General features: G+C 72.1%; 25 protein-coding genes. All 25 read left to right on the forward strand.

Translation table 11 applies throughout. The features are described 5' to 3' along the window. Positions 1-42: 42 nt before the first annotated feature. On the forward strand, positions 43-1,668 hold the full coding sequence (locus tag AB0O29_RS04600; RefSeq protein ID WP_365145987.1) for an ABC transporter substrate-binding protein: 1,626 nt from the start codon (positions 43-45) through the stop codon (positions 1,666-1,668). A gap of 91 nt (positions 1,669-1,759) precedes the next feature. Next, positions 1,760-2,704, forward strand: a complete 945-nt coding sequence (locus AB0O29_RS04605; protein ID WP_365145990.1) for a GNAT family N-acetyltransferase — start codon at positions 1,760-1,762, stop codon at positions 2,702-2,704. 107 nt (positions 2,705-2,811) lie between these two features. Further along, positions 2,812-4,446 carry an ABC transporter substrate-binding protein gene (locus tag AB0O29_RS04610; protein ID WP_365145993.1) on the forward strand — a complete coding sequence of 545 codons (1,635 nt, stop codon included), beginning with the start codon at positions 2,812-2,814 and terminating at the stop codon, positions 4,444-4,446. Between the two features lie 34 nt (positions 4,447-4,480). Beyond that, a complete protein-coding gene (locus AB0O29_RS04615) occupies positions 4,481-5,404 on the forward strand; it encodes an ABC transporter permease (RefSeq protein ID WP_365145996.1) in 924 nt (307 codons plus the stop codon). Beyond that, positions 5,397-6,398, forward strand: a complete 1,002-nt coding sequence (locus AB0O29_RS04620) for an ABC transporter permease (RefSeq protein WP_365145999.1) — start codon at positions 5,397-5,399, stop codon at positions 6,396-6,398. Before AB0O29_RS04615 ends, AB0O29_RS04620 begins: the two co-directional genes overlap by 8 nt. Positions 6,399-6,413: 15 nt before the next feature. Continuing rightward, entirely contained in the window at positions 6,414-7,388 is a 975-nt protein-coding gene (locus AB0O29_RS04625; protein ID WP_365146002.1) for an ABC transporter ATP-binding protein, read from the forward strand. Further along, the gene (locus AB0O29_RS04630; RefSeq protein ID WP_365146005.1) at positions 7,381-8,442 is read left to right on the forward strand and encodes a dipeptide ABC transporter ATP-binding protein; all 1,062 of its coding nucleotides are present in this window, start codon (positions 7,381-7,383) and stop codon (positions 8,440-8,442) included. The genes AB0O29_RS04625 and AB0O29_RS04630 overlap by 8 nt, the downstream gene beginning before the upstream one ends. A 345-nt stretch (positions 8,443-8,787) precedes the next feature. Then, positions 8,788-8,982 (forward strand): hypothetical protein, encoded by a 195-nt coding sequence (locus AB0O29_RS04635; RefSeq protein ID WP_042809907.1) that lies wholly within the window; start codon positions 8,788-8,790, stop codon positions 8,980-8,982. Positions 8,983-9,004: 22 nt separating this feature from the next. Next, a complete protein-coding gene (gene mshB / locus AB0O29_RS04640; RefSeq protein ID WP_365146008.1) occupies positions 9,005-9,910 on the forward strand; it encodes an N-acetyl-1-D-myo-inositol-2-amino-2-deoxy-alpha-D-glucopyranoside deacetylase in 906 nt (301 codons plus the stop codon). Then, positions 9,907-10,287, forward strand: a complete 381-nt coding sequence (locus AB0O29_RS04645; protein WP_365146011.1) for a DUF6113 family protein — start codon at positions 9,907-9,909, stop codon at positions 10,285-10,287. Before mshB ends, AB0O29_RS04645 begins: the two co-directional genes overlap by 4 nt. A gap of 328 nt (positions 10,288-10,615) precedes the next feature. Next, positions 10,616-12,634, forward strand: coding sequence for a hypothetical protein (locus tag AB0O29_RS04650; RefSeq protein WP_365146014.1), 2,019 nt, complete (start codon positions 10,616-10,618; stop codon positions 12,632-12,634). A gap of 258 nt (positions 12,635-12,892) precedes the next feature. Continuing rightward, positions 12,893-13,786, forward strand: coding sequence for an ABC transporter ATP-binding protein (locus tag AB0O29_RS04655; protein ID WP_365146070.1), 894 nt, complete (start codon positions 12,893-12,895; stop codon positions 13,784-13,786). Beyond that, on the forward strand, positions 13,780-14,535 hold the full coding sequence (locus AB0O29_RS04660) for an ABC transporter permease (RefSeq protein ID WP_365146073.1): 756 nt from the start codon (positions 13,780-13,782) through the stop codon (positions 14,533-14,535). Before AB0O29_RS04655 ends, AB0O29_RS04660 begins: the two co-directional genes overlap by 7 nt. A gap of 31 nt (positions 14,536-14,566) precedes the next feature. Next, positions 14,567-15,700, forward strand: coding sequence for a sensor histidine kinase (locus tag AB0O29_RS04665; RefSeq protein ID WP_365146076.1), 1,134 nt, complete (start codon positions 14,567-14,569; stop codon positions 15,698-15,700). After that, entirely contained in the window at positions 15,697-16,332 is a 636-nt protein-coding gene (locus AB0O29_RS04670) for a response regulator transcription factor (RefSeq protein ID WP_365146017.1), read from the forward strand. Before AB0O29_RS04665 ends, AB0O29_RS04670 begins: the two co-directional genes overlap by 4 nt. A gap of 254 nt (positions 16,333-16,586) precedes the next feature. After that, positions 16,587-16,715, forward strand: a complete 129-nt coding sequence (locus AB0O29_RS04675) for a hypothetical protein (RefSeq protein ID WP_365146020.1) — start codon at positions 16,587-16,589, stop codon at positions 16,713-16,715. A gap of 182 nt (positions 16,716-16,897) precedes the next feature. Further along, on the forward strand, positions 16,898-17,602 hold the full coding sequence (locus tag AB0O29_RS04680; RefSeq protein ID WP_365146023.1) for a 2OG-Fe(II) oxygenase: 705 nt from the start codon (positions 16,898-16,900) through the stop codon (positions 17,600-17,602). Beyond that, positions 17,599-18,915 (forward strand): serine hydrolase, encoded by a 1,317-nt coding sequence (locus tag AB0O29_RS04685; protein ID WP_365146026.1) that lies wholly within the window; start codon positions 17,599-17,601, stop codon positions 18,913-18,915. The genes AB0O29_RS04680 and AB0O29_RS04685 overlap by 4 nt, the downstream gene beginning before the upstream one ends. A gap of 69 nt (positions 18,916-18,984) precedes the next feature. Further along, complete coding sequence (locus AB0O29_RS04690; protein WP_365146029.1) at positions 18,985-19,923, forward strand: hypothetical protein; 939 nt, start codon at positions 18,985-18,987, stop codon at positions 19,921-19,923. 27 nt (positions 19,924-19,950) lie between these two features. Beyond that, complete coding sequence (locus AB0O29_RS04695; protein ID WP_365146036.1) at positions 19,951-21,114, forward strand: cytochrome P450; 1,164 nt, start codon at positions 19,951-19,953, stop codon at positions 21,112-21,114. After that, entirely contained in the window at positions 21,111-21,962 is an 852-nt protein-coding gene (locus AB0O29_RS04700) for an aldo/keto reductase (RefSeq protein ID WP_365146039.1), read from the forward strand. The genes AB0O29_RS04695 and AB0O29_RS04700 overlap by 4 nt, the downstream gene beginning before the upstream one ends. Then, entirely contained in the window at positions 21,962-22,420 is a 459-nt protein-coding gene (locus tag AB0O29_RS04705; protein ID WP_365146042.1) for a phospholipase, read from the forward strand. Before AB0O29_RS04700 ends, AB0O29_RS04705 begins: the two co-directional genes overlap by 1 nt. Continuing rightward, entirely contained in the window at positions 22,413-23,093 is a 681-nt protein-coding gene (locus AB0O29_RS04710; protein WP_365146044.1) for an NAD(P)-binding domain-containing protein, read from the forward strand. Before AB0O29_RS04705 ends, AB0O29_RS04710 begins: the two co-directional genes overlap by 8 nt. Next, positions 23,090-24,370, forward strand: coding sequence for an MFS transporter (locus tag AB0O29_RS04715; protein ID WP_365146047.1), 1,281 nt, complete (start codon positions 23,090-23,092; stop codon positions 24,368-24,370). Before AB0O29_RS04710 ends, AB0O29_RS04715 begins: the two co-directional genes overlap by 4 nt. Positions 24,371-24,417: 47 nt before the next feature. Next, the coding region (locus AB0O29_RS04720; protein WP_365146050.1) for an SAM-dependent methyltransferase at positions 24,418-24,948 on the forward strand (531 nt) is incomplete at its 3' end.

The raw sequence follows: 24,948 nt of genomic DNA on the forward strand, positions 1-24,948 counted from the left end.
TCACGAGCACACCGACAGTGACTCCTGAGGAGGCAATTTCCCATGCGCGCAGCAACACGCGCCCGGTGGGCCGTCGGCACGGTCGTGCTGGCGATGGCCGCGACGGCCTGCGGCGGCGGTGACGACCCCGCGGCCGAAGGCAGGAACGGCGGCCACATCAGCGTCCGGCTGAGCGAACCGCAGCACGGCCTGATCGGCCAGAACACCGGCGAGTCCGAGGGCGCGGAGGTGCTCCACGCGCTCTTCACCGGCCTCGTCACGTACGACAACAAGACCAGCGAGCCCAAGCTCGCGGTCGCCGAGTCCATCGAGACGACCGACTCCAAGACCTGGACGGTCAAGCTCAAGGACGGCTACACGTTCCACAACGGCGAGAAGGTCGACGCGCAGTCCTTCGTCCGCGCCTGGAACTGGGGGGCCAACCAGGAGAACAACGCCGAGGCGATGGGCTTCTTCTCCAAGATCGAGGGCTCCGACGAGCTGGCTCCGGGCAAGGGGAAGACCCCCACCGCCAAGGAGCTCAAGGGCCTCAAGATCGTCGACAGCAAGACCTTCGTCGTGACGCTGAAGGCGCCGTTCTCCCAGTTCAAGACCATGCTGGGCTACAACGCCTTCTACCCGCTGCCCAAGGCCTTCGAGGCGGACCCGCAGAAGTTCGGCGAGGCGCCGATCGGCAACGGCCCGTTCCAGATGGACGGCCGGTGGGAGCACAACAAGCAGATCAAGGTCAAGAAGTACGCGAAGTACCCGAGCGACGGCCGGGCCAAGCTCGACGGCGTCACCTTCAAGATCTACGACAACCTCGACACCGCCTACGCCGACCTCCAGGCCGGCAAGCTGCAGATCACGGACAAGCTGCCGGTCACCGCGCTGCCCACCGTCTCGCAGGAGTTCGGCGAGCGCTACATCTACAAGCCGGAAGCCTCCATCGGCTACATCGGCCTGCCGCTGGAGGCCAACCGCGAGGCCTTCGGCAAGCCGGAGGTCCGCAAGGCGATCTCCATGGCGATCGACCGGGACGCCATCGCGAAGAGCATCTTCAACGGCACCCGCAAGCCCGCCGACGACTTCATCAGCCCCATCGTGCCCGGCTACCGCAAGGGCGCCCTGGGCGAGGCCGGGCTGTTCAACCCGGTCAAGGCCCGGGAGCTGTTCGAGCGGGCCGGCGGCATCCCCGGCAACAAGATGGAACTGGGCTACGACGCCGACAGCGACAACAAGGAGTGGATCGAGGCCGTCGCCGCCCAGCTGAAGACGAACCTGGGCATCGACGTCACCCCGAAGCCCTTCCCGAAGGCCGGCGCCCTGCTCGACGAGCTGAAGGCCCAGAACTTCGAGGGCGCCTTCCGCACCGGCTGGGCCATGGACTACCCGGCGGCCGAGGACTACCTGCGGCCGGTCTTCTCCAAGGAGGCCATCGCCAACGGCTCCAACTACGGGCACTACAAGAGCGAGGAGTTCGAGGCGGCCCTCGCCGCGGCCGACCGCTCCACCGACCCGGCCGACAGCACGAAGCTCTACCAGAAGGCCGACGACATCGTGATCCGGGACCTGCCGTACATCCCGGTCTTCACGTACATGTCCGCCGCCGCCTACACCAAGGCCGTGACCCACGTCGAGGTCGACGCCCAGGGCCGCATGGACCTGGCGAACGTCCAGATCACCTGAGCCGCCCCGGCCCGCCGACGCCCGCCCCCGGAGCCCCGGGGGCGGGCGAAGCCGGTTGCGGCCGCCCGCCGGCGCGGCCGACAGTGGGCGGATGGCCAACGACACGCTGACCGTCCGCCCCGCCGGTCCCGGGGACGCCCAGGACATCTGCGCCCTGCTCAACGCCGTCGACCTCGCCGAGATCGGCAGACCAGAGACCGACCTCGGCAGCGTCGAGGCCGACCTCAACCACCCCGACGTGGACCTCGCCGCCGACTCCTGGCTCGCCTTCCAGGGCGGCCGGCTCGTCGCCTACGGCCTCGTCTGGGCCGACTCCGGCCCGGGCCTGATCGACGGCGACCACTACGTCCTGCCCGGCCGTGACCGGGCCGGGCTCGCGGTGCTGTCGCGCATGGAGGGCCGGGCCCGCCGGATGGCCTCCGGCGCCGGACCGGGTGCTCGCCTGCGCATCCAGCTCAACGTCCGCCCCACCCTCGACCTCACCCTCCTCACCGGCCGCGGCTACCGCAGCGTCCGCCGCTACCAGGTGATGACCCGCACCCTCGGCCCCGCCGCCGACCTGCCGCCCGAGCCGCCCGCCGGCCTGGTGCTGCGCGACTGCGCCGCCGACGAGGCCGACCGGCGCCGCGCCCACGCCCTGGTCGAGGAGACCTTCGCCGCCCACTTCGGGCACGCCGAGCGCGACTACGAGGCCTGGCTGGACCACGTCGACGGCCGCCGCCTCGACTGGTCCCTGGTGTGGATCGCGAGCCTGCCCGGACAGGGCGACGCGGCCGTCCTCTTCTCCCGCGACGACCGCACCAGCATGGGCTGGATCAGCCACATCGGCGTGCGGAAGGAGGCGCGCGGCCGCGGCGTCGGCTCCCACCTCCTGCGCCACGCCTTCGCCGCCTACGCCGCCCGCGGCCGCGACACCCTGGGCCTCGGCGTGGACGTCCTGAACGAGACCGGCGCCCTGGCCCTGTACGAGGCGCACGGCATGACCCTGCACTACGCGGTCGACACCTGGGAGCTCAGGTTGCACCCCCAGGGGTGACAGGCGGGGGACGCGAGGGTGCAAAACAGCCAACCGGGAGTGAAAGCACCCCTACATAGGGTGACATTGCCCCTAAGTGAGTCTTGGGACCCCTTAGGAGGCAGTCCATGCGCGGAGCCACCCACGCCCAGTGGGCCGCATGTGCGGTGGCCGTCGCCCTCGCGGCGACGGCCTGCGGCGGCGGGAGCGACAGCGGCGGGGGCGGTGGCGGCGCGGCGGGGATCGTCAGCTCCTCCTGGGGCGACCCCCAGAACCCGCTGGAGCCGGCCAACACCAACGAGGTGCAGGGCGGCAAGGTCCTCGACATGCTCTTCCGCGGCCTCAAGCGCTACGACGCCAAGACCGGCGAGGCCCGCGACATGGTCGCCGAGAAGATCGACACCACCGACAGCCAGAACTTCACCATCACGCTGAAGGACGGCTGGAAGTTCAGCAACGACGAACCGGTCACCGCCCAGTCCTTCGTCGACGCCTGGAACTACGCGGCGGACGTGCGCAACAAGCAGAACAACGCCACCTTCTTCTCCAGCATCGCCGGCTACGAGGACGTGCACCCCGCCTCCGGCGAGCCCAAGTCCAAGACCATGTCCGGGCTGGTGGTCAAGGACCCCAAGACCTTCACCGTCGCCCTGAAGTCGAAGTTCTCCACCTGGCCCCAGACCCTCGGCTACCAGGCCTTCTCCCCGCTGCCCAAGGCCTTCTTCACCGACCACTCCGGCTGGCTGAACAAGCCGGTCGGCAACGGCCCCTACACGGTGGACTCGTACACCAAGGGCACCGGCATGAAGCTGCGCAAGTGGGAGGGCTACCCCGGCCAGGACAAGGCGCAGAACGGCGGCGTGGACCTCAAGGTCTACACCGACAACAACACCGCCTACACCGACCTGATCTCCGGCAACCTCGACCTCGTCGACGACGTCCCCGCGCAGCAGCTGAAGAACGTCAAGAACGACCTCGGCGACCGGTACATCAACCAGCCGGCCCTCATCATCCAGACCCTCACCTTCCCCCTGTACGACCCCCAGTGGGGCAAGGAGGGCATGGACAAGGTCCGCCGCGGCATCTCCATGGCCATCAACCGCGACGAGATCACCGAGCAGATCTTCCGCGAGACCCGCACCCCGGCCAAGGACTGGACCTCGCCCGCCCTCGGCGACAAGGGCGGCTTCAAGTCCACGCTCTGCGGCGACGCCTGCAAGTTCAACCCGGCCGAGGCCAAGAAGCTCATCCAGGAGGCCGGCGGCCTGCCCGGCGGCAAGATGACCCTCACCTCGAACGTGGACACCGGCTCCCACCGCGACTGGATGGAGGCCGTCTGCAACAGCGTCAACAACGCCCTGGGCGAGGGCCCCGTCTGCACCGTCAACCCCATCGGCACCTTCGCCGACTTCCGCAACCAGCAGAGCGCCTTCAAGCTGACCGGGCCCTTCCGCTCCGGCTGGCAGGCCGACTACCCGCTCATCCAGAACTTCCTCCAGCCGCTCTACTACAGCGGCGCCTCGTCCAACTACGGCAAGTTCAGCAGCCCGGAGTTCGACAAGCTCGTCGACGAGGCCAACCAGGAGAGCGACACCGCCAAGGCGGTCGGCAAGTTCCAGGACGCCGAGAAGGTCCTCGCCGAGCAGATGCCCTCCATCCCCCTCTGGTACCAGAACGGCAGCGCCGGGCACTCCGAGCGGATCTCCGACGTAGCCCTGAACCAGTTCAGCGTCCCCGTCTACAACGAGATCAAGGTCAGCTGACCCCCGCCGTCGCACCCGACACCCTGGAGCATCCATGGGACGTTACGTGATCCGGCGGCTGCTCCAGATGATCCCCGTGTTCATCGGCAGCACCTTCCTGATCTTCTTCATGGTCTACGCCCTCGGCGACCCGGTGGCGGCCCTGTTCGGGGACAAGGCCCCCGACCCCGCCACCGTCGCCCGCATCCGCAAGGACCTCTACCTCGACCGCCCCCTGTGGGAGCAGTACGTCCACTACATGGGGCAGATCTTCAAGGGCGACTTCGGTACGGCCTTCAACGGCCAGAAGGTCACCGAGCTGATGGGCACGGCCTTCCCCGTCACCCTCCGCCTGACCTGCGTCGCGATCGTCATCGAGATCCTCGTCGGCATCACCCTCGGCGTGGTCAGCGGACTGCGCCGGGGCAAGGCCATCGACACCACCCTGCTGGTGGCCACCCTGATCGTCATCTCCGTGCCCACCTTCGTCACCGGCTACCTGCTCCAGTTCCTCTTCGGGGTGAAATGGGGCTGGGTCCGCCCCACCGTCTCCGCCGACGCCCCCCTCGACGAGCTGATCCTGCCCGGCATCGTCCTCGCCCTGGTCTCCCTGGCGTACGTCACCCGGCTCTCACGGACCTCCATCGCCGAGAACGTCAAGGCCGACTACGTCCGCACCGCCGTCGCCAAGGGACTGCCGCGCCGCCGGGTCATCACCCGCCACCTGCTGCGCAACTCCCTCATCCCGGTCGTCACCTTCATCGGCACCGACATCGGGGCCCTGATGGGCGGGGCGATCATCACCGAGCGGATCTTCAACATCAAGGGCGTCGGCTACCAGCTCTACCAGGGCATCCTGCGCGGCAACTCGCCCACCGTCGTGGGCTTCGTGACCATCCTCGTCATCGTCTTCCTGGTGGCGAACCTGCTCGTCGACCTGCTCTACGCGGTCCTGGACCCGAGGATCCGCTATGCCTGAACCCGAGCCGCAGCCCTACGACCCGCTGAAGCCGGGCGAGAACGGGGCCATCGCCCCGACCGGGCAGGGAGGCGCCATGGACCTCGCGCTGGAGGAGGCCGAAAGCCTGGAGAAGCCCCTCACCCCCGGCCCCGGCGGCCCCCGCGAACGGGCCCGCTCCCTGTGGTCCGACGCCTGGCACCAGCTGCGCCGCAACCCCGTCTTCCTCGTCTCCGCCCTGCTGATCCTCTTCCTCGTCGTCATCTCGATCTGGCCCCAGCTCATCGCGAGCGGCGACCCGCTCCACTGCGAGCTGTCCAAATCCCAGCAGGGCCCCGCCCCCGGGCACCCCTTCGGCTACGACACCCAGGGCTGCGACGTCTACACCCGCACCGTGTACGGGGCCCGCGCCTCCATCACCGTCGGCATCTGCGCCACCCTGGGCGCCGCCCTGCTCGGCTCCGCCCTCGGCGGGCTCGCCGGGTTCTTCGGCGGCTGGGGCGACGCCCTGCTCTCCCGGGTCGCCGACATCTTCTTCGGGATCCCGGTCGTCCTCGGCGGACTCGTCTTCCTGTCCGTGGTCACCAGCACCACCGTCTGGCCGGTGGTCGGCTTCATCGTGCTGCTCGGCTGGCCGCAGCTCGCCCGCATCGCCCGCGGCTCGGTCATCACCGCCAAACAGAACGACTACGTCCAGGCCGCCCGGGCCCTCGGCGCCGGCAACGCCCGCATGCTGCTGCGGCACGTAGCCCCCAACGCCGTCGCCCCCGTCATCGTCGTCGCCACCATCGCGCTCGGCACCTACATCGCCCTGGAGGCCACGCTGTCCTTCCTCGGCGTGGGCCTGCGCCCGCCCACCGTCTCCTGGGGCATCGACATCTCCAACGCCGCGACCCAGATCCGCAACGCCCCGCACATGCTGCTCTGGCCGGCCGGCGCCCTGAGCCTGACCGTGCTCGCCTTCATCATGCTCGGCGACGCGGTCCGCGACGCCCTCGACCCCAAGCTGCGCTGAGGAGTGAGCCGCCAGATGCTGCTCGAAGTCCGGGACCTGCACGTGGAGTTCACCACCCGCGACGGGGTCGCCAAGGCCGTCAACGGGGTGAGCTACTCGGTGGACGAGGGGGAGACCCTCGCCGTCCTCGGCGAGTCCGGCTCCGGGAAATCGGTGACCGCCCAGGCCGTGATGGGGATCCTCGACGTGCCGCCCGGCCGGATCGCGGGAGGCGAGATCCTCTTCAAGGGCAAGGACCTGCTGAAGACGAAGGAGGAGGACCGCCGCAGGATCCGCGGCGCCGAGATGGCGATGATCTTCCAGGACGCCCTGTCCTCCCTCAACCCCGTGCTCAGCGTCGGCGCCCAGCTCGGAGAGATGTACGAGGTCCACCGCGGGATGTCCCGCAAGGACGCCCGCGCCCGCGCCGTCGAGCTCATGGACCGGGTGAAGATCCCCGCCGCCCGGCAGCGCGTGGGGGACTACCCGCACCAGTTCTCCGGCGGAATGCGCCAGCGCATCATGATCGCCATGGCGCTCGCCCTGGAACCCGCCCTGATCATCGCCGACGAGCCCACCACCGCCCTCGACGTCACCGTCCAGGCCCAGGTCATGGACCTGCTCGCCGAGCTCCAGCGCGAACTCAACATGGGCCTGATCCTGATCACCCACGACCTCGGCGTCGTCGCCGACGTCGCCGACAAGATCGCCGTCATGTACGCGGGCCGGATCGTCGAGGAGGCCCCCGTCCACGCCGTCTACAAGGCGCCCGCCCACCCCTACACCCGGGGCCTGCTCGACTCGATCCCGCGCCTGGACCAGAAGGGCCAGGAGCTCTACGCCATCAAGGGACTGCCCCCGAACCTGCTGGCCATCCCGCCCGGCTGCGCCTTCAACCCGCGCTGCCCCATGGCGCGCGCCGCCTGCCGGGCCGAGGTCCCGCCGCTCGCGGAGGTCGCCCCCGGCCGGGCCAGCGCCTGCTTCTTCTGGAAGGAGTGCCTCGGTGCCTGAGCCCATCCTGGAGGTCCGCGACCTCGTCAAGCACTACCCCCTCACCCAGGGCGTCCTCTTCAAGAAGCAGATCGGCGCGGTCAAGGCCGTCGACGGGGTCTCCTTCGACCTCGCGGCCGGCGAGACCCTCGGCATCGTCGGCGAGTCCGGCTGCGGGAAGTCCACCGTCGCCAAGATGCTGGTCCACCTGGAACGCCCGACCGCCGGGAAGATCTCGTACAAGGGCGAGGACATCACCAAGCTGTCGGGCAAGGCCCTCAAGGCCGTGCGCCGCAACATCCAGATGGTCTTCCAGGACCCGTACACCTCGCTGAACCCACGCATGACGGTCGGCGACATCATCGGCGAGCCGTACGAGATCCACCCCGAGGTCGCCCCCAAGGGCGACCGCCGCCGCAAGGTCCAGGAGCTCCTGGACGTGGTCGGCCTGAACCCGGAGTACATCAACCGCTACCCGCACCAGTTCTCCGGCGGCCAGCGCCAGCGCATCGGCATCGCCCGGGGCCTCGCCCTCCAGCCGGAGGTCATCGTCGCGGACGAACCGGTGTCCGCCCTCGACGTCTCCGTCCAGGCCCAGGTCGTCAACCTCCTCGAACGCCTCCAGGCCGACTTCGGCCTCTCGTACGTGTTCATCGCGCACGACCTCTCGATCGTCCGGCACATCTCCGACCGGGTCGCCGTCATGTACCTGGGCCGGGTCGTCGAGACCGGCACCGACACCCAGATCTACGACCACCCCACCCACCCCTACACCCAGGCCCTGCTCTCCGCCGTCCCGGTGCCCGACCCCGAGGCCCGCGCCCACCGCGACCGGATCCTGCTCTCCGGCGACGTGCCCTCCCCGGCCAACCCGCCCTCGGGCTGCCCCTTCCGCACCCGCTGCTGGAAGGCCGAATCCCGCTGTGCCACGGACGTGCCCCGCCCGACCGTCCCGGCAGCCTTCCCCACGGGCCCGGCGGCCCACCCGTCCGCCTGCCACTTCGCGGCGGAGCGGCAGGTGGTCCCGGCCCCCGGCGAACTCCGGCCACCGCCGCCCCCGCTGACGAAGGAGTAGCGACCGATCATTTCCAGCCACCCCGCGCGCCCGGTCCAGGGGTGGCCATGCCGGGTCCAACCACCCACCGGCAAGGGCGACTTGACCGATTCTGCCCCGAGTTCCGACCCTGGCCGACCCGGCTGGTTACGGCCGCACGGGCACCGGAGGCCGCGCGGGCGGGCGCGCGGGGCTCCAGTCGGGCTTTTCCGCGCCCCCGGCCGTGCGCGGTATGCGCCCCTCGTGCTGCCGGAATTCGACCGATGCGCTGGTACGGATAGTTATGATCCGTAGCGCACGGTGGGTATGAATCGCCGAGCAACGAGTACGCGTACCGATGTCCGCTCGACGTGGAGGTGAAACGCCGTGGCACTATCGATCTCCGCCGTGGTGCTGCTGGCGATCGTCGTCTTCCTTCTGGTCCGGAGGTCGGGACTGAAGGCGGGGCACGCGTTCGTCTGCGTACTGCTCGGGTTCTACCTGGCGAGTTCGACGGTGGCTCCCACCCTCAGCCAGCTCACCTCCAACGTGGCGAACATGATCAGTGGCCTCAAGCTGTAGGGCTGCCTCGTAGGCTGGCCCCATGAACGGTCTTCCCGCCCGTCGTCTGCTGCTCGTGCACGCGCACCCCGACGACGAGTCGATCAACAACGGCGTCACCATGGCCAAGTACGCGGCCGAGGGCGCCCATGTCGCGTTGGTGACCTGCACCCTCGGCGAGGAGGGCGAGGTCATCCCGCCCGAGCTGGCCCACCTCGCACCGGACCGCGACGACTCCCTCGGCCCCTTCCGGGTCGGCGAGCTCGCCGCCGCCATGAAGGAACTCGGGGTCGCCGACCACCGCTTCCTCGGCGGCACCGGCCGCTTCCGCGACTCCGGGATGATGGGCGCCCCGCAGAACGCCCGCCCCGGCGCCTTCTGGGCCACCGGGGTGGACGAGGCCGCTGGCCACCTCGTCGGGCTCGTCCGGGAGCTGCGCCCGCAGGTCCTCGTCACCTACGACCCCGACGGCGGCTACGGCCACCCGGACCACATCCAGGCCCACCGCGTCGCCATGCGCGCCGCAGAACTGGCCGCCGACCCCGGCTACCGCCCCGAACTGGGCGCCCCGCACACCATCGCGAAGGTCTACTGGAACCGGGTCCCGCTCTCCGTCGTCGAGGAGGGCTTCGCGCGGCTGCGCGCGCGGGGCGCGGAGCTGCCCTTCCCCGGCCTCGCGACCCCGGCCGACGTGCCGGGCGTGGTCCCCGACGAGCGGATCACCGCCGAGATCGGCGACGCGGAGGGCGAGCGGTCCCTGGTGGAGGCCAAGGCGGCCGCGATGCGGGCGCACGCCACCCAGATCGCCGTCGACGGCCCCTTCTTCGCCCTCTCGAACGACCTGGCCCAGCCGCTGTTCGCCCGCGAGTACTACGAGTTGGCCGTGGGCGAGTCCGGGGCCCCGGCCGGCGAGCGCGAGCACGACCTCTTCGCGGGGGTGGAGGCGTGAGCACGGCGATGACCGCCGGGCGGGTCGCCGCCCTGCTGGGCCTGCTGGTCGCGGGCACGGCCACCGGGCTGGCCGGCTGGATCGTGGTGGACCTGTGGTTCCCGGCCGGGGTGCTGCTGGCGGTGCTCGCCCTCCTCGGGCTGTTCCTCGGGGCCCGGGTGGCGCTCGGCGGGGGGCTCGGCGTGGGCGTCGCGGCGGCCGGCTGGTTCCTCTCGTACGTCCTGCTCGGTGTCCCGCGCCCCGAAGGGGACTTCCTGCTCGGTTCCTCCGGAATCGGTATGTACGCGTACCTTTTGGGGGGAAGTGCGGTCGCTGTGATCTGCGCCACGATGCGCGGTCCGGTGGAACCGCCGGTTTCGGCCTCGAACCGGGGCTGACCGCAGGCCGCCGAACTCCCGCATCCTCCGATCGGGGACGGGTTGCGGGGGTTTGACGGGCCCTCGGCGGCGGGCGCCCCGGGGACTAAGAGGAACCTTTCATTCCCCGGGGACAGTTGCGCGCGGGCGGCGGCCAGTATGGTGGACGGGCCGCCGAGCAGCCCGCGCACGGTATGACGGGCGGCGGAGCCAACCGGGAGAACCTGCCTTGAGTCGTGAAACTGACAGTTCGTCCCCCGGGCCCCAAGGGCACGGTGGAGCCGCCTACCCCTCGGGTACGCCGCCGTATGGAACCGGCCAGTCCGCGCCCGCCCCGGAGGAGAATGCTGTGACTTCGAACCCGTCCACGCCCGACACCGACGGGCCGAAGACCGAGACCACCCTGACGACCCGGATCCGGATCAACATCCCGGGTTCCCGGCCGATCCCGCCCGTGGTCGTCCGCAAGCCCGTGAAGGACGCCGCCCCGGAGGCCGCCCCCGGCTCCGCCGAGCCCGAGCCGGCGCCCGCCCCGCGCGACCCGGCCCCGGTGCGCGCCGCCCTGCCGGCGCGGCCCACCGACCGGACGCCCGGCCCCGCCCCGGCCCCGCGGCCGCCGGCCGGCGGCCAGGCCCCCGGCGAGGCGCCGTCGGACGGCGGCTGGTTCGCCCCGCGCAAGGCGGCGGCGCCCCCGCCGGAGACCCCCGCCGCCCCGGCGCCGGCGGCGAGCTACGGCTCCGCCGCGCCCGGCCCCGGCCGGGGCGCGGGCGGCTTCCCGGGCAACGCCCCCGCCGCCGGCTTCGACGGTGCTCCGGGCCGCGGACCCGGCAACGGCTTCGAGGGCGCTCCCGGCAACGGCCCCGGCAACGGCTTCGAGGGCGCTCCGGGCAACGCTCCCGGCAACGGCTTCGAGGGTGCCCCCGGGACCGGCCCGGGCAACGGCTTCGCCGGTGTTCCGGGCAACGGCCAGGGCGCCGCCCCGTACAACGGCCCCGGCACCGGTGCGGGCTTCGCGCCCCCGGCCGCCCCCGGCCGCCCGCAGCCGCCCGCCCCCGCCCCGGGTGCGGGCACCGGAGCCGGCTTCGCGCCGGGCCCCGCCGTCGGCGGCCCCGGTGTCGGCTCGGCCCAGGGGTACCCGGCGTACGACGGCGGCCCGTCCACCGAGGCCTTCCCCGCCTTCACGGAGCCCTCCGGCCCCACCGGCGGGCCCGCGCTGGGCACCGTACCCGTGGGCGCCGACGAGACCCCGCGCTGGCCCGGCCCCGAGGCCGCCCCGGGCATGCCCGCCCCCGGCCCCCGGTCCGGCCCCGCCGCCCCGCCGCCCGGCCCCCGGCCGCCCCTGCCCACGCCGGTGCCCGCCCCCGCGGGCAAGGCGGGCAAGGCCGGCAAGGCGGCCCCGGCCGGCAAGCCCGCCAAGCCCGCCAAGAAGAAGGGCCGCTCCAAGCTGGTCCTGCTCGGCGGCGGCCTCGTCGGCATCGTCGCCGTGGCGTACGGCGCCGGTCTGCTGATGAACCACTCCGACATCCCCAAGGGCACCAAGGTCCTCGGCGTCGACATCAGCGGCAGCCGCGACGCCGCCGTCGACAAGCTCCAGGCGGCCTTCGGCAAGCGCTCCGCCGCCCCGCTCCAGCTGACCGTCGGCGGCAAGAGCGTCGAGCTGAAGCCCGAGAAGGCGGGCCTGACCCTCGACAGCCAGACCACCGTCCGCAACGCCACCGGCAGCGACTACAACCCGGTCACGGTCATCGGCTCGCTGTTCGGCGTCGAGCGCACGGCCGCCGCCGTCATGCCGGTCGACGAGGAGAAGCTGAAGGACTCCCTCCAGGAGCTCGCCGGCACCGCCGGCACCGCCTCCGAGGGCACCATCACCTTCGACACCGGCAAGGCCGTGGCCGTCCCCGGCAAGGCCGGCACCAGCCTGGACGTCGACAAGTCCGTGGACATGGTCACCAAGGCCTTCCGCGACCTCGTCGCCGACGGCAAGGCGGCCCCCGTCGAACTGCCCACCGCCACCAAGGAACCGACCGTCACCCAGGCGGAACTGAACCGGGCCATGAAGGAGTTCGCGGAGCCGGCCATGTCCGCCCCCGTGACCGTCAAGGCGGGCGGCAAGTCCCTGGCCTTCGGCGCCAAGTCGCTGCCGAAGATCCTCAGCATGCAGCCCGTGCAGGGCAAGCTCGTCGAGAAGTACGACCTGGACGCCCTCAAGGCCACCTACGGCAACGCCTTCGACGGGGTCCTCGTCACCCGGGGCACGGGCCAGAAGACCCCCGTCACCCCGCAGGACGTCGCCGGCGCCCTCGGCAAGGGCCTGGTCGGCAAGACCGCGGCCGAGCGCGTCGTGACGATCGACACCAACGCCAACTGAGGCCCGCCGCGGCCCGCTGAGTCCTAGGGCGGCGAGCGCCGAGCCCCTTCCCGGATCCCGGGGAGGGGCTCGGCGCGTCCGCCGGACCCCCTCCCGGGCGGGCCCGTCACCCCCGTCGCATGACATCTGTCATGCAGCTGTCACGACTGAAGACACTGCCGCGCACACCCCCGTCCGGGGGAAGCTCGGTACATGACGACGACGACCGCGACGCAGTCCGGAGCCCCCGGACCCGCAGGCGGTGCCGGCAGCGGCACCGTGGTGAGCTTCCAGAACGTGACCAAGAGCTACGGCCAGGTCAAGGCCGTCGACGGCCTCACCCTCGAACTCCACCCGGGCGAGACCGTCGCGCTCCTCGGCCCCAACGGCGCCGGGAAGTCCTCCACCCTCGACCTGCTTCTGGGCCTGCGCCCCGCGGACTCCGGCACCGTCAGCCTCTTCGGCACCACCCCCCGCGAGGCCGTCACGGCCGGCCGGGTCGGCGCGATGCTCCAGAGCGGCGGCCTGATGGAGGAGGTGACCGTGCGCGAGCTGATCACCCTCGGCTGCGCCCTGCACCCCCGCCCGTACCCGGTCGACGAGGTGCTCTCCCGCTCCGGCGTCGAGGAGATCGCCGGACGGATGGTCAACAAGCTCTCCGGCGGCCAGGAACAGCGCGTGCGCTTCGCCCTCGCCACCGCCGGGCACAACGACCTGATCATCCTGGACGAGCCGACGACCGGCATGGACGTCACCGCCCGCCAGGCCTTCTGGGCCACCATGCGCGAGCAGGCCGCCCAGGGCCGCACGGTCCTGTTCGCCACGCACTACCTGGAAGAGGCGGACGCGATCGCCGACCGGGTGCTGGTCCTGAACAAGGGCCGGCTGCTCGCCGACGGCACCGCCGCCGAGATCAAGGCCAAGGCCGGAGCCCGCAAGGTCGCCTTCGACCTCGACGGCGACATCGACCAGCAGGCCCTGCGCGCCCTGCCCGGCCTGACCTCCTTCGCGGTCAGCGGCACCACCGTGCGCCTCCAGTCGCGCGACGCCGACGCCACCGTCCACGCGGTGTACGCGCTCGGCCTCTACCCCCGCAACCTGGAGGTCGCGGGCCTCGGCCTGGAGCAGGCCTTCATCGCCCTCACCGAGGCCGAGGAGGCCGACGCATCGTGAACACCGGATCGCTGAACCTGATCAAGCTGGAGATCACCCGCGCCCTGCGGAACAAGAAGTACATCTTCTTCACGATCCTCTACCCCGCCGCCCTCTTCCTGATGCTCGGCGGCACCCTCGACGGCACCACCAAGGTCATGGGCACCGAACTGACCATGCCCGCCTTCTACATGGTCGCCATGGCCTCCTTCGGCGCCCTCACCGCCGTCCTCGTCGGCAACGCCGAGCGCATCGCCAAGGAGCGCGAGGCCGGCTGGGTGCGCCAGCTGCGCCTGACCGCCCTGCCCGGCCACGGCTACGTGCTCGGCAAGACCGCCAGCGCGGGCGTGCTGTCGCTGCCCGCCATCCTGGTGGTCTTCCTCGTCGCCGCCGTCGCCAAGGGCGTCCGCTTCGAGGCCTGGCAGTGGCTGGCCCTGACCGGCGCCATCTGGGCGGGCAGCCTCGTCTTCGCCGCGCTCGGCGTGGCCATCGGCTACCTCGCCGGCGCGGACAACGTCCGGCCCCTGAGCATGCTGTTCTACTTCGGCCTGTCGATCCTCGGCGGCCTGTGGATGCCCACCGCCGCCTTCCCGCAGTGGCTCCAGAACATCTGCGAGTGGCTGCCGACCCACGCCTACGCGGGCCTCGGCCAGGCCATCGAGCTGGGCGGCGCACCGCACCTCAAGGACGTGGCGATCCTCGCCGTGTACTTCGTACTGTTCACGGGTGCGGCCGCCTGGCTGTACCGCAAGGACTCACTGAAGGCGTAGGACCGTGGCGCTGACGCACGAGGCCGGGGACGTGGAGCAGGCCGTCCGGGCACCCGAGGGCACCGTCCACAAGGTGGTCAAGGGCCTCTGGATCGCCATCTGGCTCTTCTACCTCAGCGCCCCCGTCACCGACCTGGTGCACGGCGGGCACAGCGACGGGGCCCGGCTGCTCGGCGGGCTGGGCCTGCTGGTCTTCGTCGGCTGGTACCTCGTGCTGGTGTTCCGGCCGGACCGGCAGAAGCCGGTCCGGCCGGTCCTGCTGTCGCTGGCGGTGCTCAGCGCGGAGGCCACCGTGCTGTCGCTGGCCCTGGGCCGCGAATGGCTCGTGCTCTTCGTCTACGTCTCCATCGCCTCGGGCGCCGCGCTGCCCGGGAGGATCGCCCGCTTCACGGTGCCCGCCGCGACGGCCCTGCTGACGGCGCTGGCCCTCACGGTCCCGGAGGGCGGCGAGTACCTGTGGGGGCTGCTGATCCCGGCCCTGATGGGCGGGTTCGCGATGGTCGGGGTCCGGGCGATGATCCGGACGACCATAGAGCTCCGGCAGGCCCGGGCGACCGTGGCGCAGCTCGCGGCCAACGAGGAACGCCTGCGGATGGCCCGCGACCTGCACGACCTGCTGGGCCACTCGCTGTCCCTGATCACGCTCAAGAGCGAGCTGGCGGGCCGCATGCTGCCCGACCACCCCGACCGGGCCGCCCAGCAGGTCGCGGACATCGAGAAGGTCTGCCGGCAGGCGCTGGTGGACGTACGGGAGGCCGTGAGCGGCTACCGGCGGCCCACCCTGCCCGGCGAGCTCGCGGGCGCCCGGACGGCGCTGGCGGCGGCCGGGGTCAAGGCCGACCTGCCGGCGGACTTCACCGACACCGTGCCGGAGGAGCCCGAGTGCGCCCTGGCCTGGTCGCTGCGCGAGGCCGTGACCAACGTGGTCCGGCACAGCGGGGCCAAGCGGTGCACGGTCACCCTGACGACCCGGCAGACCCTGGCCGGCCCGGTGCTGGAGCTGTCGGTGACCGACGACGGCGCGGGCGGCACCGCGGTCCCCGGCAACGGCCTGACCGGCCTGACCGAACGCCTGGAGGCGGTCGGCGGCACCCTGTGGGCGGGCCCGGCGGGGAAGTCCGGCTTCCGGCTGCTGGCGCGGGTCCCCCTAGGATCCCGGTCATGACCCGAGCCTCCGAAGCCGCCCAGGCCCCCATCCGCATCCTCCTGGCGGAGGACCAGTCCATGGTCCGGGAGGCCCTCGCGGCCCTCCTGGGGCTGGAGCCGGACATCGAGGTGCTGGCGCAGGTGGCGCGGGGCGACGAGGTCGTACCGGCGGCCCTGGCCCACGACGTGAACGTGGCGCTGCTGGACATCGAGATGCCGGGCATGACGGGCATCGAGGCGGCGGCGGCCCTGCGCCGGGCCCTGCCCGACCTGAAGATCGTGGTCCTGACCACCTTCGGCCGCCCCGGCTACCTCCGCGGGGCGATGGAGGCCGGCGCCTCGGCGTTCCTGGTCAAGGACGCCCCGGCCGCGCAGCTCGCCGAGGCCGTGCGCAAGGTCCTGGCGGGCGACCGCGTCATCGACCCCACCCTCGCCGCGGCCGCCCTCGCGGAGGGCGCGAACCCCCTCACCGAGCGGGAACGGGAGGTCCTGCGCGCGGCGGAACACGGCGCGACCAACGCCGAACTGGCGGCGTCCCTCAGCCTCTCCCAGGGCACGGTCCGCAACTACCTCTCGACCGCGATCCAGAAACTGGCCGCCCGCAACCGCGCGGAGGCGATCCGCACGGCCCGCGAAAAGGGCTGGCTGTAGGCCGGGTCCGGCCGGCCGGGTGACCGGCTTGCAGCTTGTGCGCCCCGCGGACGGACGCGCCGCTCCCTTCATCTTGTTGCAGCGACAGGTCATGAGGCCTTGAACGCATTGTCGCCGGTACCTCTCCCGGGACATGCTCTTCATGTCGGAACCGGAGCCCCGGAAAAGCGAAAAGGCCACTGGCCCCCAGCTTTCCGGTCCACCGGTTCGCCTGTTGATACGGGGAACATTTCCCCTTGCTGAAAGGAAGACTCATGGAGTCTCAGGAGAAGAAGAGCATCGAGATCGTCGAGAACCTCGAGCAGTCCATCGAGGACATCGAGATGCTGTCGTGGCCGCGCTGCCTCGCGGCCGTCCCGGCGGACGTCCTCGACCTGGTCTGACACGCCCGACCGGTCTGACCGGTCCGGCTGTCCGACCTGATCCGATCCGGCTCCGCCGGATCCGGTCGGGCGTCCAATGAGCAACGCTGGAGGGTGGGCCGCACCCCGCCGGGTGTCGCCCACCCTCCGCGCACAGAGAGCCTCCGCGCATGAGGATTACCCTTAAGTACCCTCACCTCACGGTGATCGACGATTTCCTCCCGGAAGAGGAATTCCTTTCTCTGGCCTCCTCGATCCAGTTCCTGAACTACCGCCCGATGCATTCCAAGGAATGGGTCAAGGCGTACGGCATGTCGGGTGCGCCGGTGATGCAGAGCGAACTGGTCGCCCGCGGTCAGACGAATTCCACTCCGCACGGCATGGGCCGGGTGGGCGCGCTGGTCGAGCGCATCGCCGACCCGGGGGAGACCCTGGCGGGCGGCTATCCGCAGGGCCTCACGGGGGGACACGGCACGCTGACCGGCCGCACGGTCCTCTCCGGCGTCGGCGCCGGCCTCGACTGGCACAGCGACGCCGAAAGCCTGCTGGGGGCGTACGTCTTCTACGGACACCCGCGGTGGGGGTCCTCCTGGGGCGGCGAGCTGCTCGTCCTCGGTGACGCCGAGGCCGACGACGGATCGCGCCCCACACGGACGCGGGAACGGGCGCGGCCGTCCGGTGACGTCGGCCCCGACTTCGGGTTCGACACCGCCGCCGAGCGGCGCCGCAACGACATCGGGCACGGCCTGTACGTCAGTGCCCGCCCCAACCGGCTCGTCGTGCTCACCTCGCAGATCCACCACCGGGTCACTCCGGTCACCCCCTCCGCGGGGGACCGGCCCCGCACCGCGGTCGTCGGCTTCTTCCACCCGCGCCGTCAACCGTCCTCAGAGGTCCCGGCTCCATGACCACCCCGAAGCCCACAGCCGCCCCCGTGGCACCGACGGACCGGCAGGCGCTGATCGAGGCCGCGCTGGCCCCGGTGATCGCCGAGGCCGGCACGGCCGGCAGCACGGCGGTGCTCCTGGCCGACGGCGACCGGGAGGTCCTCGTGGAACGCGGCGACCCCGGGGCGGCGCTGCGGTTCTACCAGCTGGGCTCGCTGTCGAAGTTCGTCACGGCGGTCGGCTGCCTGGCCCTGCACGAGGCGGGGCGGCTCGACCTGGACCGCCCGCTGGAGACGGTCGGCGCCTTCGTGCCCCACTACCTCGGACACCCGGTCCCGCTGACGCCCCGGCACGTCCTGCACCACCTGACGGGCCTCAACGTGGGCAGCGTCCCCGGATACCCGCGCGCCGAGGCCGTGCCCGACCTCCCGGCGATCCTCCGGGGGCACGGCCGTTCCCCCGGGCTGGCCTTCACCGGACTGCCGACGGGGCGCGTCGTCTACAGCAGCGGAGCCTTCGCGCTGCTCCAGCTGGAACTGGAGCGGCTGCACGGATCCGCGGTCCCGGTGCTGGACGCCGTGGCGGACGCCGTCCCGGGTGCCGGGGTACTGCCGGACCTGCCCGGGACCACGCCGGCACCCGACCTCGCCCGGGGGTTCATCCATGCGGCCGTCCCCGTGCCGTACGGCTCGCTGCACTACCCGGAGACGCTGGCCGGCGGCCTTTGGGCGCGGCCGGGCGACCTGATGGCCCTGCTCACCGGTCTCGGGGCGCACCTGCGCGGTGGCGGCGGCGCCGTGGGGCACCGGATCCGCGAGGACCTGCTGAGCCTTCGCTTCCACCAGCGCATGGCGATGTCGGTGCTCGTGGACAAGGACTCCGCCGGACGGACGTTCTACCACCACCAGGGCTTCAGCGCCGGATTCACCACGGAGTTCGTCAGCTACCCGCACGAGGACGTCCACGTCGTGGCCATGACCTCCGCGGCCATCACACCGCCGGAGCTGCGCGGCGTGGTCAAGCAGGCGGTCGCGGCCTCGTCCGTGGGCGCGCCGTCCTCCTCCGCCCGCGACCTGCTCCTGGGCGGGCCCGCCCGCCCCGGGGAGGTCCGAGCCCCGTCCGCCGGCCGCTACGCCGGTGACTCGCTCACCGTCGAAGTGGCCGGGGAACACGCCTCCGTACGGACCCGCGGAGGCTACGAGACCGTACTGCGGCGAACCGCCGACGGCGCGTACGGCGTCCCGGACCGGCCGTACCCGCGGTGCGTGGTCGACGCGGAACGGCTGCGGTTCGACGACGGCACCCGTCTTTACAAGCTCGCACGCCTCTCCTGACCGGCGCCCCTCGGCCGCCGGACCGGGCCGGGGGCGGTGCCCGAAGTGACCAGAGAGCGAGAAGGCCCAGTGAACCCGCTGCCCGAACCCCTCGTGCTGACCCGCATCCAGTCGGGCTGGGACCTCTTCATGACCGATTACGTGGCGGCGGCGCGGACTCTGTGGCGCGACCCCGACCGGCGCGAGCGGCTCTTCGCCGACCGCCGCCGGGCGGTGGCGGCGCACCCGATGCCGCTCGCCGTGCGCGAGGTCCACCTCGCACAGGTCGAGCGCAGCCGGTCCGCCCTGTGCGCCCTGGGCCGGCCCGGCCTCCAGCAGCACGCCGGCACGGACGTACCCCTGCTCGCGGACGCCTGGCTGCGCGGCCGGCCGCTGCCCGGGGGAGCCGTCGCGGCGGCCGCCGGCGTACTGCGCGGCCTCGGGCTGCCGTACGCGGACGCACTCTCGTCGATAGCGGAGCCGCCGGGTGGCGGACCGGCCGCACGGGTCGCCAGGACGGCGGACGGCTTCGAGATCCTCTTCGCGGACGACGGCAGCAGCGCCGCCCTCGCGGTCCTGTTGCACGAGGTCGGCCACTACCTGTACGAGACGGCCCCCGGCGCGGCACCGGAGGAGAGCTTCCGCCGCTACGTGGAGTCCGAGGCGGCGGCCCTGGCGCTCGGCCGGGTCGGCTTCGCGGCCCACCTCGCCGCGTCCGCCCCGGACGACCCGGAACCGCCGCGGCTCTGGTCGCGGTACTGCGATGCGGAAGCCTGGCTGAACCACTACTACTTGTTGGCCGAAGCCGCCGAACTCGGCCTGTGCCAAGCGCCGAGCGACGCCCTGGGCATGGTCTACCTGCGGGACACGTACAGCACCTCCGTCGGATACCAGGTGGTGTACGCCCTGGCGTCCAGCCTCATCGCCGACGCCCCGGAGCGGGTCGTCGAGCGCCTCGCCTCCGGGACGGACGGGGGCGGTCTGCTCCCGCCGAGGCCCGGATTCGACGACCTGACCCGACTGGCCTGAACCGAAATGAAAGGAAAGGGGATTCCCGTGCAGAGCCACCAGCCCGACCTGACTCCCCAGGACGAGGTCGCGGCGCGCTTCTACGGCAGGCTGGACCGGAACCTGCCCGTCCAGCGAACGGGTGACGGACTCTGGCTCGTCCTCGGCCACCCCGAGGCCGTCCAGCTGCTGCGGAACCGGACCGTGAGCAGTGCGACGAGGAAGCCGGCGGCCGCCGGAACCTGGAACAGGCTCTCGGCACGGTTCTTCATCTTCCACGACGCCCAAAGCCACCTGCGCCTGCGCCGGATGGTCAGCGACTGTTTCACCCCGGCCCGCCTGGACCTGCTCAAGGACGAGATCCGCCGCAGCGCGGCAGCCCGCCTGGGCGAGCTCGCCGCGATCCTCGCCACCGGGGACCGCACCGACATCATGGAGACGGTGGCCTACCCCCTCGCGGCGGAGACCATCTGCCGGCTGCTCGGGGTCTCCCCCGCGGAAGGGGAGTTCCTCGGGGAGTGGGCCGTCGCCCTGTCCCGGCACACCGACGACGAGCAGTTCGACCGGAGCGCGGAGGACGTCCTCGCGTTCTTCCGCGAGCAGCTCGCCCTCCACCGGGCCGCCCCGCAGGGCGCGGGCCTGCTCTCCGTCATGGCGGAGCGCGCCGGGGCGGCCGGCGTCGACGACGAGGAACTGCTGGCCACCTGCATCCTGCTGCTCGTCGCCGGCTTCGAGACCAGCGCGAACTTCTTCGGCAACATGCTGCTCTCCCTGCTGTGGCACCGCGAGCGCTACGAGCAGCTGCTCGCGGACGAGTCCCTGATCGCTCCGGCCATCGAGGAGCTCCTGCGGCTGCACACACCCGCCCACGTGGTGATGCGCCGGACGACGGAGCCCACCGCCGCCGGGGACACCGTGATCCCCGCCGGCGTACAGGTGGGGGTCCTACTCGGACTGGTGAACCGCGACCCGAGGGTGTTCGCCGACCCGGACGCGTACCGTCTGGACCGCACCCCCAACCCCCATCTGAGCTTCTCCCTCGGCGCCCACTACTGCGTGGGGGCCTCGCTGGCCCGGGTCGAGCTGGACGCGCTGCTGCGGGCCGTGCTCGCCGGTCTGCCGAACCTCGCCCTGTGCGAGGAGCAGCAGCTGCGCTGGTCCGGCAGGTTCCTGGGCCGGGGACTGGAACGTCTGCGGGTGCTGGCGGCATGAGGACGACCGACGTCATCCCCGCACCGGGTCCGGCCGCGCCCGCGGGCCCGGCCTGGGGGCCGCTGCGCATGGGGCTGGGCGGCAACCGCCTGGCCGGACCGGACTCCTTCGGCCCGCCCGCGGACGAGGCGGAGGGCCGCCGGGCCGTGGAGACGGCCTGCGACCTGGGTGTGGCCGTCATCGACACGGCCGACTGCTACGGCCCGTACCGGTCCGAGCGGATCATCGGCGACGTGCTGCGCCGTCGTGGCGCCCGCCCGCCGGTCGCGACCAAGGCCGGTGTGGTGCGCGATTCCTCCGGGGGCTGGGCGGTGGACGCCCGCCCGGAGCGTCTCCTGGAGGCCGCCGAGGGGAGTCTGCGCAGGCTGGGGCTGGACGCCCTCGACCTGCTCCAGCTCCACCACCCGTCCACGCGCATTCCGCTGGAGGAGCAGGTCGGGGCGCTCCAGGAGGCCCGGCGGCGCGGCCTGACCCGGCACGTCGGCCTCTGCAACGTGACGCTCGAACAGCTTCGGCTCGCCGAGCGGGAAGGGCCGGTCGCCAGCGTGCAGAACCATCTGCACGCCCGCCGCGTCACCCCGGCGGTGCTGGAGCTCGTGGCGTACTGCCGGGAGCGCGGCATCACGGTCATGGCCTACCAGCCCTTCGCCGAGGGGGCGCTGCTGCGCGAGCCCAGGGTGCTCGACGCCGCGGAGCGGCAGGGCGTCACGCCCGCCCAGGTGGCCCTGGGCGTCCTGCTCGACCTGGGTGACCACGTGCTGCCGCTGCCCGGTGCGGGACGCGCCGTGCACGTCGTGGCCAACGCGCGGGCGACACGGTCCCACCTGGCCCGGCGGGAGGGGCGTTGATGACCCCGCTGCCCACCCGCCCGGGCGAGCCTCCGCTGACCAGCTCCTCGGTCCCGCACCAGCAGCTGACCCAGAACGCCCCCTACCACCTCCAGCGGAGGCTGCTGCGGCGCTGCGCGGACCTGGCCGGAACCACGGTCGCCGCGACGCGCGTATCGGTTCCCGGCGCGGTGGGCCTGCACCTGGCGGTGCCCGGTGACCGTCCCTCGGTCGTCGAGTACGCCCACGCCCATCCGTCGTACGACGGGTCCTGGCACATGTCGCTCCCGGTGGAATCGGCGGCCGAGGTGGTCGCCGCCGGCTGGGGGGAGTACCACCTGCTGGCCGGCCGGGGCCTGCCCCGGGGCACGGTCCTGGTGTACGCGCCGCGTGACGGCGGGGAGGCCGACCTCTGCTTCGAGATCGTGACGCTGGCCCACGCCCTCGCCCGGGACACCCTGGGCGGTGGCCATGGATGAGGCGGACATCCGTACGGTGTGCGTGCTGGGCGCCGGCGGCTTCGGGACGGCCCTGGCCCTGCGGCTGGCCGACCACGGGATCGACACCCGGGTGGCGGCACGCAAGGACGACGGCGGCGCGCCCGCGGCGCCGGAGCCGCTGTGGGCACGGGACCTGGTCCGGCCCGCGCTCGCCGCCCTGGAGGGCGCGGACGCGGTGGTCCTGGCCCTGCCCTTCACCGCCGCGCTCAACCTGGCGGAGCGCTTCCCAGGCTTCGCCGAGGGCCGGATCGTCGTGGACGCCACCAATCCGCTGACCGACGAGGGTGACGGACTCCTCCTGCCCGCAGGAGCTTCGGGGGCCGTCGAGATCGCCCGGCGGATTCCGTACGCCCGGCTGGTCAAGGGGTTCAGTACCCACACCGTGGGTGACCTGACGGGCTCGGGGACCCCGGCGCCGGTCAATTTCGTGGCCGGGGACGACGAGTCGGCCAAGCACTCCGTGATACGGCTGTCCCGTCGGCTGTCCCTGCCGGCCGTGGACGCCGGGGTGCTGGCGCACTGCTCCGTGCTCGAAGGCATGGTCCTGTTGCGCGAGGAGATCACGCGCCGCAACCGGGGCCGTCCGCGCGCGGCGGAGGCAGTGTCCGGCGAACTTTCACGTACCGCATTCCCCGAGGAGAACCGATCATGAGTGTCCGCCCGAAGCCGAATCCGTTCAGGAAGTTGTGGGCGGCGACGGCTACCTCGAACCTGTCCGACGGGGTGAGCCTGGCCGCGGCACCGCTGCTGGCGGCCACGATCACCCGCGACCCGAGCCTGATCGCCGGAATCACCGTGGCGCAGCGGGCCCCCTGGCTGGTGCTGGCCTTCATCTCCGGCGCGCTGGCGGACCGCCTGGACCGCCGGAAGGTGGCCCAGAGCGCCAACTGGATCCGTGTGGCGGCCTTCGCCACGCTCACGGCGGCGGTCCTGGGCGACGGCCTGTCCATGCCGCTGCTGTACGTGGTCTTCTTCGCGATCGGCACCGCGGAGACCCTCTACGACAGCGTGTCGGCCGCGTGGGTTCCGACGCTGGTCGGTTCCGAGGACCTGACCCGGGCCAACAGCCGGCTGCAGACGACGTACGTGGTCTGCAACGAGTTCGTGGGGCCGCCGATCGGCGGCTTCCTCTTCGCGGCCGCCACCTTCGCGCCCTTCGCCCTGGGCACGGCCGGATACCTGGCGGCCGTGGGCCTGCTGGCCCTCATACCCTCCGCGGTACAGCGCAAGGAGGTACCGGCCGGACCGCCGCTCACGGTCAAGAGCGTGGGCGAGGACATCGCCGTCGGCGCCCGGTGGTACTGGTCCTCGCCCACGCTGCGCGCCCTGAGCCTCGTCGCCGCCGTCGGCAACGCGGCCAGCGCGGCCAGCTACGGCCTGATGGTCCTGCTGGCGCAGGACGAGCTGGGCATGTCGGACCAGGCCTACGGCGTGATGCTGGCCGCGGCGGCGATCGGCGCCGTGCTCGGCGGCATGGCGGCGGGCCGGGTCGGCGGATGGTTCGCCCCGGGCACCCTGATCCTCGTGACCAGTCTGCTCTCGGCCGCGGCCACGGCAGGACTGGGCCTGGCGATCAGCCCGGCGGCGACGGTCGGACTCATGGCCCTGGACGGCTTCGTCGTACTCGTCCAGTCCATCCACGTCGTGACCCTGCGTCAGCAGATCGTGCCCAACGACCTCATGGGCCGCGTCACTTCCGTCTACCGGGTCGTCGCCGTGGGCTCCTTCGCCGTCGGCGGCATCGCGGGCGGCGCGGTGGCCGACGCCTTCGGGGTCCCGGCCTCCTTCTACGCGGGCGGTGCGGCCATGGCGGTCGTCGCGGTCCTGGTGCTGCCGGTGCTCAGCAACGCGCGTCTGGCCCAGGTGAAGCGGGAAGCGGAGGCGGCCGCGGTCGCACCGGAACCGCAGCCTGCGGACATCGCCCAGTAACTCATCGCATTCCATCAACAGTTGACGAGAGAAACACGGAGAGAATCATGGCAGTCGTCCGTCTGGTAGGAGCGGGGATCTTCCCGCAGCGGGATCTGAGCATCGGCGGGCGCGAGGCCCTCCTGAATGCTTCGAAGGTGCTGTACGTGAACTTCCCGGGGGCCAGGGAATGGCTCGCCGAACTGGGCCTGGAGCGCGTCGAGGACATCGCCGGCCGCTACAAGGACGGCGCGCAGGACCGGGCGAACTACACGAGCATGCTCGACGCCGTCGTTTCCGCGGCCCGGGAATTCGGGGACGTCACCTATCTGATGCAGGGTCATCCGAACCTCGGTGTCACGCTGACCCAGGAGATATTCCGTCTCGCGGACGATGCGGACGACCTCCGGATCGAGGTGATTCCCGGTATCAGCAGCCTCGACACGATGATGCTCGATCTCCGCATGGACATGCTTGAGCGCGGTTGCACGGTCGTCTGCGCGAACCGGCTGCTGCTCTTCCGCTACCGCCTCGACCCGCGTCTGGGCATGTTCATCTACCACGGCTCCTCCGTCGGCACGAGCAAGACGAACTTCATC

The sequence above is a fragment of the Streptomyces sp. NPDC089915 genome, assembly GCF_040684675.1.
Classification (GTDB): domain Bacteria; phylum Actinomycetota; class Actinomycetes; order Streptomycetales; family Streptomycetaceae; genus Streptomyces.